This is a genomic window from Arthrobacter sp. 05N429 (assembly GCF_056397045.1).
Genome location: NZ_JBFTMQ010000001.1, coordinates 183,927 through 200,216 on the forward strand (window position 1 = coordinate 183,927; position 16,290 = coordinate 200,216).

General features: G+C 68.4%; 17 protein-coding genes. 9 read left to right on the plus strand and 8 right to left on the minus strand.

Annotation, left to right across the window (positions count from 1 at the left end; translation table 11 throughout):
* The first annotated feature begins 98 nt into the window (after positions 1-98).
* The 8 genes from AC1DF4_RS00900 to AC1DF4_RS00935 all read left to right on the plus strand — a co-directional run bounded on the left by AC1DF4_RS00900 (position 99) and on the right by AC1DF4_RS00935 (position 9,065).
* Positions 99-1,265 (plus strand): RtcB family protein, encoded by a 1,167-nt coding sequence (locus AC1DF4_RS00900; protein ID WP_476911135.1) that lies wholly within the window; start codon positions 99-101, stop codon positions 1,263-1,265.
* Between the two features lie 224 nt (positions 1,266-1,489).
* Positions 1,490-2,677 (plus strand): ABC transporter substrate-binding protein, encoded by a 1,188-nt coding sequence (locus AC1DF4_RS00905; protein WP_476911136.1) that lies wholly within the window; start codon positions 1,490-1,492, stop codon positions 2,675-2,677.
* Between the two features lie 55 nt (positions 2,678-2,732).
* Positions 2,733-3,458, plus strand: a complete 726-nt coding sequence (locus tag AC1DF4_RS00910; RefSeq protein WP_476911137.1) for an ABC transporter ATP-binding protein — start codon at positions 2,733-2,735, stop codon at positions 3,456-3,458.
* Positions 3,448-4,425 (plus strand): ABC transporter permease, encoded by a 978-nt coding sequence (locus AC1DF4_RS00915; RefSeq protein ID WP_476911138.1) that lies wholly within the window; start codon positions 3,448-3,450, stop codon positions 4,423-4,425. The genes AC1DF4_RS00910 and AC1DF4_RS00915 overlap by 11 nt, the downstream gene beginning before the upstream one ends.
* 166 nt (positions 4,426-4,591) lie before the next feature.
* Complete coding sequence (locus AC1DF4_RS00920; RefSeq protein WP_476911139.1) at positions 4,592-4,888, plus strand: putative quinol monooxygenase; 297 nt, start codon at positions 4,592-4,594, stop codon at positions 4,886-4,888.
* Positions 4,889-5,118: 230 nt separating this feature from the next.
* Positions 5,119-6,381, plus strand: coding sequence for a uroporphyrinogen-III C-methyltransferase (gene cobA, locus AC1DF4_RS00925; protein WP_476911140.1), 1,263 nt, complete (start codon positions 5,119-5,121; stop codon positions 6,379-6,381).
* Positions 6,382-6,417: 36 nt separating this feature from the next.
* Positions 6,418-7,878, plus strand: a complete 1,461-nt coding sequence (locus AC1DF4_RS00930) for an FAD-dependent oxidoreductase (RefSeq protein ID WP_476911141.1) — start codon at positions 6,418-6,420, stop codon at positions 7,876-7,878.
* Between the two features lie 185 nt (positions 7,879-8,063).
* Entirely contained in the window at positions 8,064-9,065 is a 1,002-nt protein-coding gene (locus tag AC1DF4_RS00935) for a DNA topoisomerase IB (protein ID WP_476911142.1), read from the plus strand.
* Between the two features lie 24 nt (positions 9,066-9,089).
* Here AC1DF4_RS00935 and AC1DF4_RS00940 read toward each other — a convergent pair whose 3' ends face one another.
* Together AC1DF4_RS00940 and AC1DF4_RS00945 are read right to left on the minus strand one after the other, a co-directional pair.
* Complete coding sequence (locus AC1DF4_RS00940) at positions 9,090-9,671, minus strand: hypothetical protein (protein WP_476911143.1); 582 nt, start codon at positions 9,669-9,671, stop codon at positions 9,090-9,092.
* Between the two features lie 112 nt (positions 9,672-9,783).
* Positions 9,784-10,725, minus strand: coding sequence for a DUF1206 domain-containing protein (locus AC1DF4_RS00945; RefSeq protein WP_476911144.1), 942 nt, complete (start codon positions 10,723-10,725; stop codon positions 9,784-9,786).
* An 83-nt stretch (positions 10,726-10,808) separates the two neighbouring features.
* Between AC1DF4_RS00945 and AC1DF4_RS00950 the strand changes: the two genes are divergently transcribed.
* Positions 10,809-11,345: a hypothetical protein gene (locus AC1DF4_RS00950; protein WP_476911145.1), complete on the plus strand. Its 537-nt coding sequence runs from the start codon at positions 10,809-10,811 to the stop codon at positions 11,343-11,345.
* A 79-nt stretch (positions 11,346-11,424) separates the two neighbouring features.
* On the opposite strand, the gene AC1DF4_RS00955 is transcribed toward AC1DF4_RS00950, so the two are convergent.
* The 6 genes from AC1DF4_RS00955 to AC1DF4_RS00980 are packed head-to-tail and all read right to left on the minus strand — an operon-like array spanning position 11,425 to position 16,272.
* Positions 11,425-12,105, minus strand: coding sequence for a FadR/GntR family transcriptional regulator (locus tag AC1DF4_RS00955; protein WP_476911146.1), 681 nt, complete (start codon positions 12,103-12,105; stop codon positions 11,425-11,427).
* A complete protein-coding gene (locus tag AC1DF4_RS00960; RefSeq protein ID WP_476911147.1) occupies positions 12,102-13,418 on the minus strand; it encodes an MFS transporter in 1,317 nt (438 codons plus the stop codon). Before AC1DF4_RS00960 ends, AC1DF4_RS00955 begins: the two co-directional genes overlap by 4 nt.
* A gap of 31 nt (positions 13,419-13,449) precedes the next feature.
* A complete protein-coding gene (locus AC1DF4_RS00965; protein ID WP_476911148.1) occupies positions 13,450-14,226 on the minus strand; it encodes a 4'-phosphopantetheinyl transferase family protein in 777 nt (258 codons plus the stop codon).
* A gap of 41 nt (positions 14,227-14,267) precedes the next feature.
* Positions 14,268-15,068 carry an ABC transporter permease gene (locus tag AC1DF4_RS00970; RefSeq protein ID WP_476911149.1) on the minus strand — a complete coding sequence of 267 codons (801 nt, stop codon included), beginning with the start codon at positions 15,066-15,068 and terminating at the stop codon, positions 14,268-14,270.
* Entirely contained in the window at positions 15,065-16,063 is a 999-nt protein-coding gene (locus AC1DF4_RS00975; RefSeq protein WP_476911150.1) for an ATP-binding cassette domain-containing protein, read from the minus strand. The genes AC1DF4_RS00970 and AC1DF4_RS00975 overlap by 4 nt, the downstream gene beginning before the upstream one ends.
* A complete protein-coding gene (locus AC1DF4_RS00980; RefSeq protein ID WP_346926352.1) occupies positions 16,060-16,272 on the minus strand; it encodes an MbtH family protein in 213 nt (70 codons plus the stop codon). The genes AC1DF4_RS00975 and AC1DF4_RS00980 overlap by 4 nt, the downstream gene beginning before the upstream one ends.
* Positions 16,273-16,290: the final 18 nt, after the last annotated feature.

A 16,290-nucleotide genomic window follows, 5' to 3' on the forward strand; every position in this document is an offset into this window, starting at 1 on the left:
CGGAAACTTCCGGCGACCTCGAGCGTTTCCCGCGAATTCGCCGCTCGTGACCCTTGCCACCGGTCTCCCGGAACACGATCATCGTTCTGGGAGGCGCAGTGGAAGTCATCAACAGCAGGCTCATCAGCTGGGCGTCGATCCTTGATGACAAGACCCGCGAGCAGGCCCTGACCACCGCCAGGCTTTCCATCATCTATCCGCATCTGGCGCTTATGCCGGACGCCCACCTGGGCCTCGGCGCCACCGTGGGATCCGTCATCCCCACCCTTCACGCAGTCATCCCCGCGGCCGTGGGCGTCGACATCGGCTGCGGCATGATCGCCGTCCGCACGCAGTATGCCGTCAAAGACTTGCCGAAGGACCGCAAACGGCTGCGGGAGGGAATCGAACACGCCATTCCGCTGTCCGCCGGCCACTACAACCACAGGATCAGCGACACCGCCGCCCCCAGGATTGACGAACTGCGGCGGATGGCAGCCAATGCCCGCTTCGACCCCGGCCAGTACGCCGCGAACTGGACGCTGCAGCTGGGATCCCTGGGCTCGGGAAACCACTTCATCGAGGTGTGCGCGGACGAGGCGGACGCCGTCTGGCTGTTCCTGCATTCCGGTTCCCGCGGTGTGGGCAACAAGCTCGCGCAGCGGCACATCGCCGAGGCCCGCAGCGTTGCCCGGAGCCGGCACATCGTCCTGCCGCATCCGGACCTGGCCTACCTCGAGGAAGGCACTCCCGAATTCGACCGCTACATCAGGGAGCTCCACTGGGCCCAGCACTTCGCCCTGCTGAATCGCGAGGAAATGATGGACCGGGTGGTCCGGCAGTTTGAGTCCTGGACCGGCGGCTCCGTCCGCGAGGCCGAACGGATCAACTGCCACCACAACTTCACCGCAAAGGAACACCACTACGGCAAGTCCGTCTGGGTCTCACGCAAGGGAGCGATCAGGGCCGAAACGGGGGACCCCGGACTGATTCCCGGCTCCATGGGCACCGCGTCCTATGTTGTTGTGGGCCTGGGGAACCGCGCGTCCCTGAATTCCTCGCCCCACGGCGCCGGACGGGAACACTCAAGGAACGCCGCGAAGAAGCTCTTCACGCTGGCCGAGCTAAAGGCCGCCATGAAGGGCATCGAGTTCCGGCCCAGCGAAGCCTTCATCGACGAAATTCCGGCGGCCTACAAGCCCATTGACCAGGTGATGCGCGACTCCGCCGACCTGGTCAAGATCCGGCACAAGCTCCGGCAGCTCGTCAACGTTAAAGGCGACTGATTCGCACAGGAGCCCAGTTGGCGGGCCCGCATATGACGCTGCATGAACCCGCGTGACCCCCGGTTTCCGGGCCGTTGAACCCGGTTCGTGACACTCCCTATGGTGAATCCATGACAACCACTGAACGCCTCTCCGGCCGCTTCCCGCGGAGCCTCCGGGGGCGATGTCGCCGGCGCTGACCACCCGCCCGGCCACCCCGTCTCTCCCAGAACAGGACTTCACGAATGTCATCTACGCCCCGAAACACCGACAGCCAGAATCCCGAAAAACCGGCCGCCGGAACCACCCGGATCGTCGCCGGTGAATCTGCCAAGCCCAAACGCAGGCGCACCCTGGAGATCAGCCTGGCCGTCGGCCTCGTGCTGCTGATCGGAGCCAGCGCCGCCGTCGCATCCACGGTGTCCCGCGCGAACGAAACGGCGGCTCCCGCCGCCGTCGTCAACACCCCCGCTGCCGAACTCAAGCTCGGCTACTTCGGCAACATCACCCACGCCCCGGCCCTCGTCGGAGTAAGCCAGGGACTGGTTGCCAAGAACCTCGGCGAGACCAAGCTCAGCACCCAGGTCTTCAACGCCGGCCCCGCCGCGATCGAAGCCCTCAACGCCGGCGCCATCGACGCGACCTACATTGGTCCCAACCCGGCCATCAACTCCTATGTCAAGAGCAAGGGCGAATCGATCAGCATCATCGCCGGCGCCGCCTCCGGGGGAGCGCAGCTGGTGGTCAAGCCCGAAATCAACACCCCCGCGGACCTCAAAGGCAAGAAGCTCGCGACGCCGCAGCTCGGCGGCACCCAGGACGTGGCACTCCGCGCCTGGCTGGGCAAGCAGGGATACAAGACCAACACTGACGGCAGCGGCGACGTCGCCATCAACCCCACGGAAAACGCCCAGACGCAGAAGCTGTTCCAGAACGGAAAGCTCGACGGCGCATGGCTGCCGGAACCGTGGGCCTCCCGGCTGGTGCTCCAGGCCGGAGCCAAGGTCCTGGTCGACGAGAAGGACCTGTGGGAGAAGGGCGAATTCATCACCACCGTCCTGATCGTCAACAAGAAGTTCGCCGCCGAGCACCCGGACACGGTCAAGGCCCTGTTGAAGGGACACGTGGAATCCGTGGACTGGCTCAACTCAGCCCCCGCCGCCGAGAAGTCCACGGTCCTCAACGCCGCCCTCAAGGAATCCGCCGGAGCCGCCCTGCCGGCCGACGTGATCGACCGCTCGCTCAAGAACATCGTCTACACCGTCGACCCGCTCGCCGGAACGTACCAGAAGCTGTTGCAGGACGGCGTCGACGCGGGCACCACGCAGCAGGCCGACATCAACGGCATCTTCGACCTCACGCCCCTGAACGATGTCCTGAACGATGGCCCCGCCGGGACGAAGATCTCCGCGCAGGGATTGGGCAAGGACTAGCCAGTTCCCGCCCAGCCCGCCAGCAGTACCCGCCAAGAGAAGTTAGGACGTGACCATGCCAGTCGTACTGGAAAACCTGGGCAAGCGCTTTGGCGACGGCGCCCCGGTGCTGGACGACGTCAACGCCACCATCGGGCAGGGCGAGTTCGTCGCCCTGCTCGGTGCGTCCGGCTGCGGCAAGTCCACCCTGCTGAACATCATGGCGGGACTGGAGGCGCCGACGTCGGGCGCTCTCGAGGTGCCCAGCGACGGCGCCGCCTTTATGTTCCAGGACGCGGCGCTGTTCCCGTGGCTGACAGCGCGGGAGAACATCGAGCTGGCCCTGAAGCTGCGCGGCGCCGGGAAGGCCGAGCGTAAGGTCAAGGCGGGCGAGCTGCTGGACCTGGTCCACCTGGGCGGGGCGGGTGACAAGCGCCCGCACGAACTTTCCGGCGGAATGCGCCAGCGTGTTTCCCTGGCCCGCTCACTCGCCCAGGACCGGCAGCTGCTCCTGATGGACGAGCCGTTCGCCGCGCTGGACGCGATCACCCGCGACCTGCTGCACGACGAGCTGGAGCGGATCTGGAAGGAAACCGGCCGCACCATCGTGTTCGTCACCCACAACGTCCGGGAAGCCGTCCGGCTGGGCCAGCGTGTGCTGCTGCTCTCTTCACGGCCCGGCCGTGTGGTGCGGGAATGGCACGTCAGCGAGGAGCACCGCACCGACGCCGGACTGGCAGGCCAGCTCACCGGCGAAATCACCGCCCGGCTTCGCGAGGAGATCCGCCGCCATGCCAAATAAGTTCCTGTCCCACTATGCGCAGGCCGCCGAGCCGGCCGAGACGTCCCTCATCCCGAGCTCAGACCCCGGGTCCCGCAAGGTCCACGCCGCCCTGACCCGGTCCTCCACTGGCTCGGCCGACCTCCGCGAACTCGAATCCGGGCTGGATTCACTCCAGTCCGACGCCGGGCGCAAGGCCCGAATCGATTGGAGCCGGATCCTGCTGCCGGTCGCCGCCGTCGCGGTCCTGCTGGTCGCTTGGCAGCTCTACGTCTCGCTCGGCATCAAGCGGCGCGACCTTGTCCCCGGACCGCTCGACGTGCTGGGCCAGTTCGGCCATCTCTGGTCCGAGGGCAAGCTGCAGGAAGCGGTGTGGACGTCGCTGCAGCGCGGGCTCATCGGCTTCCTGATCAGCGTGGCCATCGCGACGCCGGTCGGGCTCCTGCTTGCCCAGGTCGCCCCGCTGCGGCGCGCGTTCGGGCCGCTCATCTCGGGGCTTCAGGTGCTGCCCTCCGTGGCGTGGGTGCCCGCGGCCATCATCTGGTTTGGCCTGACCGACGCCACCGTGTACTTCGTGGTGTTCATGGGCGCCATCCCCTCGATCATCAACGGGCTGATCTCCGGCGTGGACCAGATCCCGCCGCAGTACCGCAGCGTCGGGAAGGTCCTGGGCGCATCCCGGCTCCAGCTGGCGCTGCAGATCGTCCTTCCCGCCGCCCTGCCGGGCTACCTGAGCGGGCTCAAGCAGGGCTGGGCCTTTTCCTGGCGTTCGCTGATGGCCGCGGAGATCATTGCCGTGGGCGGCAGCATCGGCTTTGGCCTGGGCTCCATGCTGAACCAGGGCCGGGACCTGTCCGACATGACCATCGTGATGTCCGCGATCCTGCTGATCCTCGCCGTCGGCATCCTCATTGAACTGCTGGTGTTCGGCCCGGTCGAAAAGCGGCTGCTCCGCCGTCGTGGCCTCCTGGCCGGCAGCACAAGGTAGGCGCCTGCCGTCCAGCAGCAACGCGGGGTCACCTGGCGCCCATAACCCCCGGGTTTATGGGCGCCAGGTGACTCCGCGTTGCTGTTGTCTGGCGTCACGGGCAGGCCTACACTCACGGCTATAGGCCGGTGTACGGCCGAACCAGCCCGATTCTGAGGAGACAGCCATGGCACCAAAATATGGAGTGCTGGCACTGGTCGAAGCCAAACTGGGGAAAGAACAAGAGGTCTGGGATTTCCTCAACGGGGGCCGCGAGATAGTACTCAAAGAGCCCGGAACCCGGACGTGGTACGCCTTCCGGGTCAACGATTACACCTTCGGCATCTTCGACACCTTTGACACCGAGGAGGATCGGCAGGCGCACCTCAACGGGGCTATCCCTGCGGCCCTCGGCGAACACGGCCCCACGCTGCTGTCCAAGGACCCTGACATCAAACTGGTCGACCTCATCGCGGTGAAGTAGCCCGCGGCATGCGCTCCCGCTGTCCGCCCCATCGGTTGCCGGGCGGGGGCGCATTGACACAGACACGACGTCGTTTAGGCCAAACGCCGTGGCGGGCGCCGTCAAAGTGCCCCCGGACGGCCGGTCCGGCGCCCCGGCGCGGCCTCAACTATGTGACGTGGCGTTACCCTGCGTGAACGGGTGTTTCCGCACCGTTGTTCCGCCATATGACGCCGCCCTATCGTCGATGCATGGCAATTCAGGACATTTACCCCACGGCGCTGCGCCTCCTCGGCCGCCCCGTGCTGGTGGTCGGCGGCGGCCCGGTCGCCGCACGCCGTGCCAAGGGACTGCTCGACGCCGGCGCCCGCGTCACCATCGTCGCTCCCTTGGCCAGCAGGGCCCTGAGCGACCTTGCCGACGCCGGCCTTCTCTCGTGGGAGCCGCGCGAGTACCGTAGCGCCGACGTCGACGGCGCCTGGTTCGTGCAGACCGCCACCGGCGATCCGGCTGTGGACGCGCAGGTTGCGGCCGACGCCGAGGCGCAGCGAATCTGGTGCGTCAACGCCTCCGACCACGAAGCCTCCGCCGCCTGGACTCCCGCCGTCGCCGTGGTGGACGACGTCAAGATCGCCGTGAACGCCGGGGGAGACCCGCGCCGCGCCATGGCCCTGCGCGACGCCGTCGCCACCGCCCTGGAAACCGGGGACCTGCCGCTGCGCCGGCGCCGCGCCAATTCAACTGCAGGCACCGTGGCGCTCGTGGGCGGCGGTCCCGGCGACAGCGGGCTCATCACGGTCCGCGGCAGGCGGCTCCTGGGCCAGGCCGACGTCGTGGTCGCGGACCGCCTCGGCCCCCGCGAACTCCTGGCCGAACTGGCCCCCGACGTCCGCGTGATCGAGGTCGGCAAGACCCCCGGCCACCACCCCGTGCCGCAGGCCGAGATCAACCGCATCCTCGTCGACGAAGCCCTGCAGGGACACCGCGTGGTCCGGCTCAAGGGCGGCGACCCGTATGTCCTGGGCCGCGGCGGCGAGGAAGCCGAATTCTGCCGGCAGCACGGCGTCGAGGTTGAAGTGGTCTCCGGCGTCACCTCCGCCATCTCGGTCCCGGCCGCAGCCGGTATCCCGGTCACGCACCGCGGGCTGGCCAAGGGATTCAGTGTGGTCACCGGCCACGAGGAACTTTCCGAAGTCCCTGCCCGGTCCGATCACACCGTGATCCTGCTCATGGGCGTGGGCCAGCTGCGCGATTCCGCGGCCTCGCTGGGACGCGCCGGTTTGCCAGCGGAGACGCCTGTTGGCATCGTAGAGAATGGATACCTGCCGGACCAGCGGGTGACCATCGGAACGCTCGGGACCATTGCGGACCAGGCGGAGGCCGCAGGCGTCGCGAACCCCGCCGTGATCGTGATCGGTGACGTGGTCCGCGTCAGCCCGTTCGCGCCGTCGCACTTCAAGACCGCGGACTACAGCACCACCTCCCCGAACGTACCCCGCGTACTGACCAAGTAGCCCCGAAGACCCGTGACAGAACAAAGGAACACAGCCGTGTCAACGAACACCCCTGTAGGAACTGCCGCCCGCCCGCTGCGCATCGCCGTCGTCGGCTCCGGACCCGCCGGTGTGTACGCCGCGGACATCCTGACCAAGAGCGAGGCCGTCAAAAGCGGCGAGCTCACGGTGAGCATCGACCTTTTCGACCGCTACCCGGCGCCCTACGGCCTGATCCGCTACGGCGTGGCCCCGGACCACCCGCGCATCAAGGGCATCGTCAACGCCCTGCACAAGGTCCTGGACCGCGGCGACATCCGCTTCTTCGGCAACGTCGCCTACGGCACTGACCTGTCCATCGAGGACCTTCGCACGCACTACGACGCCGTCATCTTCGCCACCGGCGCCATCAAGGACGCGGACCTGAACATCCCGGGCATCGAACTTGAGGGCTCCTACGGCGGCGCCGACTTCGTCTCCTGGTACGACGGCCACCCCGACGTGTCCCGCGAGTGGCCCCTGGATGCCAAGGAAATCGCCGTGATCGGCAACGGCAACGTGGCCCTGGACGTCGCCCGGATGCTCTCCAAGCACGCCGATGACCTCCTGGTCTCCGAAATCCCGGACAACGTCTACGCCGGACTCAAAGCATCCCCGGTCACGGATGTGCACGTCTTCGGCCGCCGCGGCCCGGCCCAGGTGAAGTTCACCCCGCTGGAGCTCCGCGAACTGTCCCACTCCAAGGACGTGGACATCATCCTCTACGCCGAGGACTTCGAGTTCGACGCCGAATCGGACCGCCAGATCCAGAGCAACAACCAGACCAAGACCATGGTGGGGACGCTCACCAACTGGATCGCCGAGCAGCCCGAGGACCTGTCCGAGCTCACGGCCTCCCGCCGCCTGCACCTGCACTTCCTGCACAGCCCGGTGGAGGTTTATGACGACGCCGAGACCCCCGGCCGCGTCGCCGGGATCAAGTTCGAGCGCACGGAGCTGGACGGCACGGGGAACGCCCGCGGCACCGGCGAGTTCGTCGACTACCCGGTCCAGGCCGTGTACCGCGCGATCGGCTACTTCGGCTCCTCGCTGCCCGAGGTCGAGTTCGACCACAGCAAGGGCGTTGTCCCGAACGACGGCGGCCGCGTCCTGGACGCTTCCGGCGCCCACGTGCCGGGCATCTACGCCACGGGCTGGATCAAGCGCGGCCCCGTCGGCCTGATCGGCCACACTAAGGGCGATGCCCTGGAGACCGTGACCTATCTGCTGGAGGACCGCGGGAACTTGCCGCTGGCAGCGGCGCCCGCGCCGGGCGCCGTCGTCGACCTCCTCGAGAGCCGCGGCGTGCAGTACACCAGCTGGGAAGGCTGGCTTGCCCTCGACGCGCACGAGCGGTCCCTCGGCGAGAAGGCCAGTGCCGACGCCGGGGCGGACGGCATCCAGCGTGAGCGCATCAAGGTGGTCCCGCGCGAGGACATGGTGGAAATTTCCCGCGGTGGAGTGGCCGCGGAGGTCTAGGCTCCCGTCAACGAGCACGCGGGGATCCTTGCCGCCCGTCCCGGAGGGAATATGGGCTGTAGGTGACACCGCGTTGCTGTGTTTTGTGCGCGATCCGGGGCGGTAGTCAGTAGGCTTACCGTCATGGACAAGACCAGCCGGGCCACGAACCCCGCACCACCGTCTCATGTGCCAGGAATCCGCGGATGAGGCTCCGCCACAGCAACGCGTCCGGCCGCGGCTACCGCCGCGTCGCGGCCGGAACCGGTTTCAGCTACAAGGACCTGGACGGCTCCACCCTGGCGCCCGGACCGGTGCGGGAGCGGCTCGAAAGCATCGGCATCCCGCCGGCATGGACGGATGTCTGGATTGCGCCCTACGACAACGGGCACATCCAGGCCACCGGGCTCGACGCCGTCGGCCGGCGCCAGTACATCTACCACCCGGGCTGGCGCGAGAAAAAGGACCGGCTGAAGTTCAACCGTTCACTCCAGCTCGCGGAAACCCTGCCGGCCGCGCGCAGGCTCGTCACCATGGACCTGCGCTCCGAGGGCCTCACCCGGGAGCGGGTGCTGGCCGCCGCCTTCAGGATGCTGGACAGCGGCTCGCTGCGCGTCGGCTCCGAGCGCTACACGAACGAAAACGGCAGCCATGGCCTCGCCACGCTGCTCTGCGCCCACGTCCGTGTGCGCAAAGACGAGCTCCGGCTCAGCTTCCCCGCCAAGAGCGGCAAGACGTGGGAATCGCGGATCAACGACGCCGACCTTGCCGCCGTCGTCCGCCTGCTCAAGCGCCGCGGCGGCAACGCCCGCCTGCTGGCCTACAAGGACGGACGGAGCTGGCACCCGGTGTCCAGCCAGGACATCAACCAGTACGTCAAGGAGCGCACCGGCCAGGACTTCACGGCCAAGGACTTCCGGACCCTGCGGGGCACCGTGGCGGCGGCGGCCAGCCTGGCGCAGACCGGACCGCAGCCCAAGGTTTCAGCCCGGAAGAGGGCGGTGAACCGCGCCATGCTGGACGCGTCCGAGGTCCTCGGCAACACGCCGTCGATCTCCCGGAAGAGCTATGTGGATCCCCGGCTCGTGGACCACTTTGCGGCGGGGGAGACCATCGACCCGAAGCGGCTGGACTCCGCCGAATCCGAGGTCCGGGCCCTGCTCTACCAGGAAGGCGACGTCGTCCCGCTGCAGAAGGCGGCGGGCTAGCCCGCAGGCGGCTACGGCCGCACCTCAGAACTCGGCGTTAATGAACCCGATGACAATCGCCGTCCACCAGCACAACTGCGAGATCACCAGGCACAGCAGCAGATGGATCCGCTGCCCGACGGTCAGGTCCGTGAATGAGGCAGAGGGCGGCAGCCCGGCCAGCCGCCGCATGAGTGGTATGAGCATGATCCCGTTCAAGCTGAGCACAAGGACAGCGGCGAGCTTGAGGTCTGTCATCGGGTTGGACAGGCGCGGGCTCAAGAACACGCCCGTGGTCAGCATGCCGACCAGTCCGCCCCAGATCAGCGGTGTGGCCGCACCGTCGAGCCTGATGGTTTCGGCCAGTTCGCGTCTGCCGATGAGCCACAGGAAGCCGTGCCAGTCCACCAGGACGATGGCGCCGAAGGCCACCACCATGGAGAGCACGTGCAGCACGACGGCGACATTGTGGACATAGGTGTCGACATGGACCGCGGTGGACAAGGTGACGGACAACAACCAGGCCGCAGCGGCGGCGGCGGACAGGGCAACCACGAGCCGCCGCGTGGACCGCTCAGATTCACGGTGCTGTCGTAGAGTGCGCCTGCTTACCGGGATGTAGCTCATGGCGTACCTCTGCGAGACCTGCCGCCTGTGGCCGTCCCAGCCCGGCCCGGGGTAGCTCCACGATAGTCCCGCGTGCGGATGTCAACAAGGAAATCGCACCCCGGGCGTTCGGCTACATCCGCCCGAAGCGTGCCCGGAGCAGCGCGAACGCCCCGTAGGCGATGAAGCCGGCACCGATCGCCAGGAGCAGGACGGGGCCGAAGGGGTGGTCCTGCAGGGCCTTGAGACTGCCGTCCAGTCCGGTGGACGAAGCGGGATCGTTGGTGGCCGCGGCGATCACGAACAGGAGTCCCGTCAGGATCAGCGCCAGTCCTTTGGCGATGTGGCCGGCCACGCCCAGGCTGCTGATGAGGTGGCCCCGGCGGGTCCCCTCGAAGTGGGCCAGTTCCTCCTTGAACTTCTTCCCCGCGCCTTTAACGATGAAGTACACGCCGATCCCGATGATGGTCAGGCCCAGGACGACCAGCGCCGGCACCCCGTAGGGGCTGTGCACCAGAACGGTGCTGAAGTCCCGCGTGGAGTCGCCGGAATCGCCCCGGTTCCCCAGTGCGAACCCCGCGAAGCTCAGCCCCACGCTGCCGTACGCGATGCTGAGGAAGCCGGAGGAAACCAGCTTGCCGAGGCGCTCCCCGCGGGGAAGGTGCCTGGCACGCAGCGTCGCCTCGCTCAACTGCCACAGCGATAGCCCGGTGCAGGCGATAAACCCCGCCCACATGACCGCCGGGCCCCACGGGTTGGCCGCAAGCTGTTCGATGGCTCCGGTGGGCTCAGCCTGGCCCGGTGCGCCGAAGACCAGCGCCACCGCAATCGCACCGATCACGACGTGCAGCAGAGCCATGACGGCAAAACCGGAACGGGCGACGACGTCGAGCACCACGCTGTCCGACGCGGCCTCCGCGGCGTCGGCGGCGCCGCCAACGGCCGCACCAAGGGACTCGCCAGTGGCTTCGCCGGCGGTTTCGCCGGACGAGGGCTGGCCGTTCGGCCCCGGTGATTCCATGGTCTCGAGTCTACGCAGGGGTGACTCTTCCTCCTGGAGTATCAAGTTGTTCATAAGTGTGCTTACTATAGCCGGGTCGTGGCCGTTCGCGGCCGTCGGCATTTCCGGATTCGAACCCAGACGATAGGAAGCTCAACATGGCAGGTAATCTCGTTGCCCGATCCATTCACGACCTGACGGCCGGCGCCTGGTTCGGCGGCTCGCTGATGGGTGCCATTGGGCTGAACGGGGCGACGGCGGAAGCCAAGGATCCGGCCGAACGCACACGGCTGTCGAGCCTGGGCTGGAAGAGGTGGGCCCCGGTCCAGACGGCGGCTTTCGGTGCGCACTTCCTCTCCGGCCTCGCAGTCCTGTGGGAAAACAAGGGCCGGATGGCAAAGCAGGACGGCGTCGCCCGCCTCACCGTCGTCAAGTCCGTCGTCACCCTTGCCGGTGCCGCCGTGAGCCTGTACGCCGGGCTTCAGGGTGCCAAGGTGGACAAGCTGGCCGGCGAAGGTGCGGAAGGAGCCACCGAGCCCAAGCCTGGCGCCTCCGAGGAGCTCCGCTCCGCGCAGCAGCAGTTGAAGATCCTGCAGTGGGCCATCCCGGTCTTTGCCGGCCTGGTGATCGTCCTCGGCGCCAAACACGGCGAAATGCAGCGTCCCAAGAACGTCTTCCAGGGCCTGGTGCGCTAAAGCCGCTGCTGCGTCAACACAAAGGCCTCCGCGCCGGAACAGGATTCCGGTGCGGAGGCCTTTGTGTTGCCTGTGGCAGTTACTGCTGGATCCACTCCGCGCAGGAGTTCAGGTTCCGGTGCACGCTGTCGACGGCGGCCGTTTCGTCGTGCGCGGCGATGGCGTCCACGAGCTCGTCGTGGCCTTCATGCGGGAGGCCGTTGAAGCCGGCGCGGCCCTGCTGCCGGAGAAGGTCGGCGTGGAAGACGGCGCCGAAGCTGACGTACAGCTCGTGGAGCAGCGGATTGCCCGACGCCTGCGCCACGAGCACATGGAAGTCCCAGTCCGCCCGCGCCCAGCCGGCGTAGTCCCCGGCCAGCCACGCGGCACGGCGCGCCTCCAGCAGCGCGCGCATCGCGGCGACGTCGTCGGCAGTGGCGTGGCGGGCGGCGAGCCGGGCCGCCTGGGTGTCCAGGCCGACGCGAACCTCCAGGATGTGGACCTGCGAGTGGTCCCGGTACATGCGCTGGGCGGCGCCGGAGATTTCGCTGGTGGCGCGGACGTAGGTGCCGTCCCCGCGCCGGACCTCCAGCATGCCGCTGTGGGCCAGGGCTTTGACCGCCTCGCGGAGGGTGCCGCGCGAGACTCCGAGGGCAGCCATGAGTTCAGGTTCGGCGGGGATCCGCTGCTGCAGCGGCCACTCGCCCGAATGGATCAGCCCCCGCAACTTCGCGGTGACCTCCTCCACGAGCGGCGGACGGTGGGAGGTGGTGAGTGTCATGACTGTCCCTCTTCCGTGGACGTGCCGGTGGATGTGCCCTGGAACGCGGCGGTTGCCTGCGGTCCCGGCGGGTGCGGTTCCGCGCGCTGGGGAGTCTTGGGCCGGGCGGTGAGCAGGTGCCCGACGGCGATCTGGCCCAGGGCCACCGCCAGCAGCAGGATCACGGGCAGCGTCCATGAGTTGGTGGCGCTGTGCAGCAGCCCCATGCCGAAGGGGCCGAGCGTCGCCAGCAGGTAGCCCGCGGACTGCGCGACCGTGGACAGGGCGGTGGTTTCGGCGGTGGTGCGGCCGCTGCGGCTGATCATGACCATCACGAGCGGGAAGATGCCGAGCCCGAAGCCGAGGAGCACCGCCGTCAGCGGGGCCCAGGAGACTGGCAGGACCAGCAGGGCCAGGACGCCCGCGGCCATCGTGACCGTGGCCAGGTAGAAGGCCGTGCGCTGCATCCGGGGGCGTGAACCGATGGCGACCAGCACCATACCGGCCGGGACAGAAACCAGCTGCATCAGGCCGAACATCAGCCCGCCCTCGGCGGCGGTCAGGCCCAGGGTGACCAGCATGTAGGGGAACCAGCTGAGCACGGCGTAGGCCAGCAGGGCCTGGACGGTGAAGCCGAGCGTAATCAACACACCGGTGCGGGTCCGCAGCAGGGGCCAGGGGGATACCCGGCCGGCCTTCACGGCGGGCGCGTTGCGGTGGGCGTGCAGGGCGATCGGCAGGAAGCCGAGGCACGCGCCCAGCGCCAGGAAACCGATCGCTCCGACTCCGGCAGAGGGCGAGCCGAGCTGCTGCGCCACGGGGACGATCAGCACGGCGACCACCGTGGCGCCCGTCGTCATGGTCACCGTGTACAGGGCGGTCATCAGCGACGTCCGGTGCGCGAAATGGACCCGGATGAAGGACGGCATCGCCACGTTGCAGATCGCCAGCCCGGACATCCCGACGACGGTGCCCGCCAGCAGCATGCCGGTCGACGGAATGCCGCGGACCAGCAGCCCGGCCGCGAGCAGCACAAGGGAGAGCAGGATGGCCTTCTCCAGCCCCAAAATCCGGGTGAGCCACGAGGTGGCGGCGCCGGCCACGGCGAAGCACAGCGTGGGGATCGACGGGATGATGGCGGCGATCAGCGGCCCGTAACCCAGGACCTGCTGCAGGTCGTGCAGGAGCGCGGCGGCGCCGGTGATGCCGGCGCGCAGGTTGAGGCCGATCAGCACGATCGCAACGACGCCGGCGATAATTACCCCGCGCGGCGCGCGCACGACGGCGGAAGGTGCTGTCTCGGGAAGCGCGGACACCGCGATGCTGCTAGCCATACCTAAAGGTTAGACGTTTGACGTTTGTGTCTTAGTGTTTAGTGGCGAATATCTCGGCAAGTGACACGGCCCGCGCGGGAAAGCCGGCGGAGGCGGCGATGGCGGCGGCGTAGCCCTCGGGTGCCGGGACCGGAGTGACGACGAGGCCGTGGACCGCGGCATTGCCCGCGCATTCGGCCACGAGGGTGCCGGCCGGGCCTGCGGAGCCCGCAATGCCCGCAGTCCCTTCGGAACGCGCCGGGACCAGCCGCACGCTGGAGGGATCCACGGCCAGGCCGACACCTGCGGCTTTCAGCGCGGCTTCCTTCGCCACCCACCATCGGATCCGCCCGGCGTCCGTCAGGTTAGGGCTGGTCAGTCCTTGTCCGTCCTGCCCCCGTCGTTCCTCCGGCGCGAGGGCAAAGTCGTCGAACCCGGCGAACACCTGGGCGGGAACCTTTTCGATGTCCGCGCCAAGGCTGGTTCCCGCCGGAGCCGCGGCCGCCATGACGGTTCCGTGGCTGCGGGACATGCTCAATGCGACGCCCTCGATCGAGGGTTTGCCGTGGTCCGTGCTGCCGCAGCCGGCGCACATCCGCCGGATGTCCAGCCCGGCGGCGTCGGCGGGCGACATCCCCAGCCGCCGCGCTGCCAGCAATCGGAACAGGGCATGGGACGCGGGGTAGTCCAGCCGATCCGCCGGGCGCCTGAACCGGAGTGATGCGTCGCGTTCCCGCGGCGACAGGAACGCCCCCAGGCCGCCGAACAGCCCGCCGTACCCTCCCGGGCCGGCCACGGCCGCGGCGTTCCGGACGGCGGCGGACGGCACGGCCACATACTCAATACCGGCGTCAGGGCCGCCCGGCGCCGTCACCGCTTGCTGATCCGGCGGTACTGCGCGATCGCCAGCGGGGCAAAGACGGCGATGATCCCGACGCTGCACATGATCGAGTAGAGGACGGCGTTTTCCGCGGGCCAGCCGCCCGGTGCACCGAAGCCGGCCGGGGCCGCGTTGCCGAAGAGTTCGCGGGCGGCGGTGGCGACGGCGGTGACGGGATTCCATTCCGCAATCACGCGGAGCGGTGCGGGGAGGGAGCTGACGGACACGAACGCGCCGGAGACGAAGGTGACCGGGAACAGCCACACCAGGCCCAGGCTCTGGGCGACTTCAACACTCCTGGCTGTCAGGGCAATGACGGCCCCGATCCAGGAGACTGCAAAGGCAAACAGCAGCAGCAGGGCCAGCGCGGCCAGGGCGGAGACCGGGCCGGTGGTAATCCGCCAGCCGATGGCTAGGCCGCAGAGCAGTGTCACGGCGACGGACAGCACACTCGTGGACAAATCCGAGGAGGTGCGGCCCAGGATGACGGCCACGCGGGACATCGGCAGCGACCGGAAACGGTCGATCAGCCCGAGCTGGAGGTCCTTGGCCAGGTAGACGGCCGTGAACGAGGCGTTGAAGGTCAGGGTCTGTGCCAGGATGCCGCCGATCAGGTAGCTGCGGTACTGGTCGCCGCCGAGCGTGCCGCCGAAGACGAAGCCCAGCAGCAGCACGAACATCACTGGCTGCACGATGCCGGTGACCAGCGCCCCGGGAGTGCGCAGGACGTTGATGAGGTTGCGCCGGGCAATGACGGAGCTGTCCCGGGCGGCCGCGGAGATGGCGCTCATGCGGGCACCTCGACTTTCGCCGGAGCCTGGAGGTCCGGTGTTTCAGCTTCCGGGGCGGCCGCCGCGGCGTGGCCCGTGAGCCGCAGGAACACGTCGTCCAAAGTGGGGCGGCGCAGCGAGGCCTCGTCCACCGGCAGGGCACGCGCGTCCAGTTCGGACAGGACGCGGACCAGCAGCCGGTGGCCCTCCGGGGCGGCGATGGACACACGCAGGTTAGGCGGATCCTGTTCGGCCCGGGAACCCGGACCTGCGGCCCGCTCCAGCACGCCGGCGGCCGCGGTGAGGTCCGCGGCGTCGCGCATTACGACGTCGATCCGTTCCGTACCGGCGCTTTGTTTCAGTTCCGTCGCGGTCCCCTCGGCAATGACGCGGCCGTGGTTGATGACGGCGATGTGGTCCGCCAGCCGGTCGGCCTCCTCGAGGTACTGGGTGGTCAGGAGGACTGTGGTGCCGTCCGCTACGAGGCTGGAAACCACGTCCCAGGTGTCGAGCCGGCCGCGTGGGTCAAGCCCGGTGGTGGGCTCGTCCAGGACCACCACCTTGGGCCGGGCCACGATGGCCCCGGCGAGGTCCAGACGCCTGCGCATTCCGCCGGAAAAGGTTCCGGCGCGTTTGCCGGCGACGTCGGTGAGGCGGAAGCTCTCGAGCAGTTCATTCGCCCGGGCCGCGGCGGTCCGCCGGTTCATGCCGTACAGCCGGCCCACCATGTGCAGGTTTTCGAACGCCGTGAGCTTCTCATCCACGGCGGCGTACTGCCCGGACAAGCCCAGGTTCCGCCGCACCAGGTCCGGATCGCTCAGGACGGAGTGGCCGGCGACCCGGGCGTCACCGCTGTCCGGGGACAACAGGGTGGTGAGCACTTTGACGGTGGTGGTCTTCCCGGAACCGTTCGGTCCCAGCAGGCCCAGGACGGTCCCCTCGCCTGCGTGCAGGGAGAGCCCGTCCAGGGCCTTGAACGTGCCGAAACTCTTGCTGACGTTCTCGACCCGGATCACTGCGAAGCGGCGAGTTCGGCGACCTTGCGCGGAGCCATGTCCGTCCACGTCCGGGACACATAGTCGAGGCAGGCGTCACGGGTGTCCGGGCCGAACATCGCCACCCAGCCCTGCGGCACAGCCGCGAAGGCGGGCCAGAGGGAGTGCTGCTGATACTCGTTCACGAGTACGGAGAACGTTGCGGACTTGTCATCGAATGGATTCGTCACGTTGACCTTTCCTGTCGG

What these genes read in the sequence shown, in the direction of transcription:
- cobA (WP_476911140.1), top strand. Translation starts at nt 5,119, where the DNA reads ATGGCAATTCAGGACATTTACCCCACGGCGCTGCGCCTCCTCGGCCGC.
- AC1DF4_RS00970 (WP_476911149.1), bottom strand. Translation starts at nt 15,068, where the DNA reads ATGAGCGCCATCTCCGCGGCCGCCCGGGACAGCTCCGTCATTGCCCGG.
- AC1DF4_RS00955 (WP_476911146.1), bottom strand. Translation starts at nt 12,105, where the DNA reads ATGACACTCACCACCTCCCACCGTCCGCCGCTCGTGGAGGAGGTCACC.
- AC1DF4_RS00905 (WP_476911136.1), top strand. Translation starts at nt 1,490, where the DNA reads ATGTCATCTACGCCCCGAAACACCGACAGCCAGAATCCCGAAAAACCG.
- AC1DF4_RS00915 (WP_476911138.1), top strand. Translation starts at nt 3,448, where the DNA reads ATGCCAAATAAGTTCCTGTCCCACTATGCGCAGGCCGCCGAGCCGGCC.
- AC1DF4_RS00945 (WP_476911144.1), bottom strand. Translation starts at nt 10,725, where the DNA reads ATGAACAACTTGATACTCCAGGAGGAAGAGTCACCCCTGCGTAGACTC.
- AC1DF4_RS00935 (WP_476911142.1), top strand. Translation starts at nt 8,064, where the DNA reads ATGAGGCTCCGCCACAGCAACGCGTCCGGCCGCGGCTACCGCCGCGTC.
- AC1DF4_RS00920 (WP_476911139.1), top strand. Translation starts at nt 4,592, where the DNA reads ATGGCACCAAAATATGGAGTGCTGGCACTGGTCGAAGCCAAACTGGGG.
- AC1DF4_RS00940 (WP_476911143.1), bottom strand. Translation starts at nt 9,671, where the DNA reads ATGAGCTACATCCCGGTAAGCAGGCGCACTCTACGACAGCACCGTGAA.
- AC1DF4_RS00960 (WP_476911147.1), bottom strand. Translation starts at nt 13,418, where the DNA reads ATGGCTAGCAGCATCGCGGTGTCCGCGCTTCCCGAGACAGCACCTTCC.
- AC1DF4_RS00910 (WP_476911137.1), top strand. Translation starts at nt 2,733, where the DNA reads ATGCCAGTCGTACTGGAAAACCTGGGCAAGCGCTTTGGCGACGGCGCC.
- AC1DF4_RS00950 (WP_476911145.1), top strand. Translation starts at nt 10,809, where the DNA reads ATGGCAGGTAATCTCGTTGCCCGATCCATTCACGACCTGACGGCCGGC.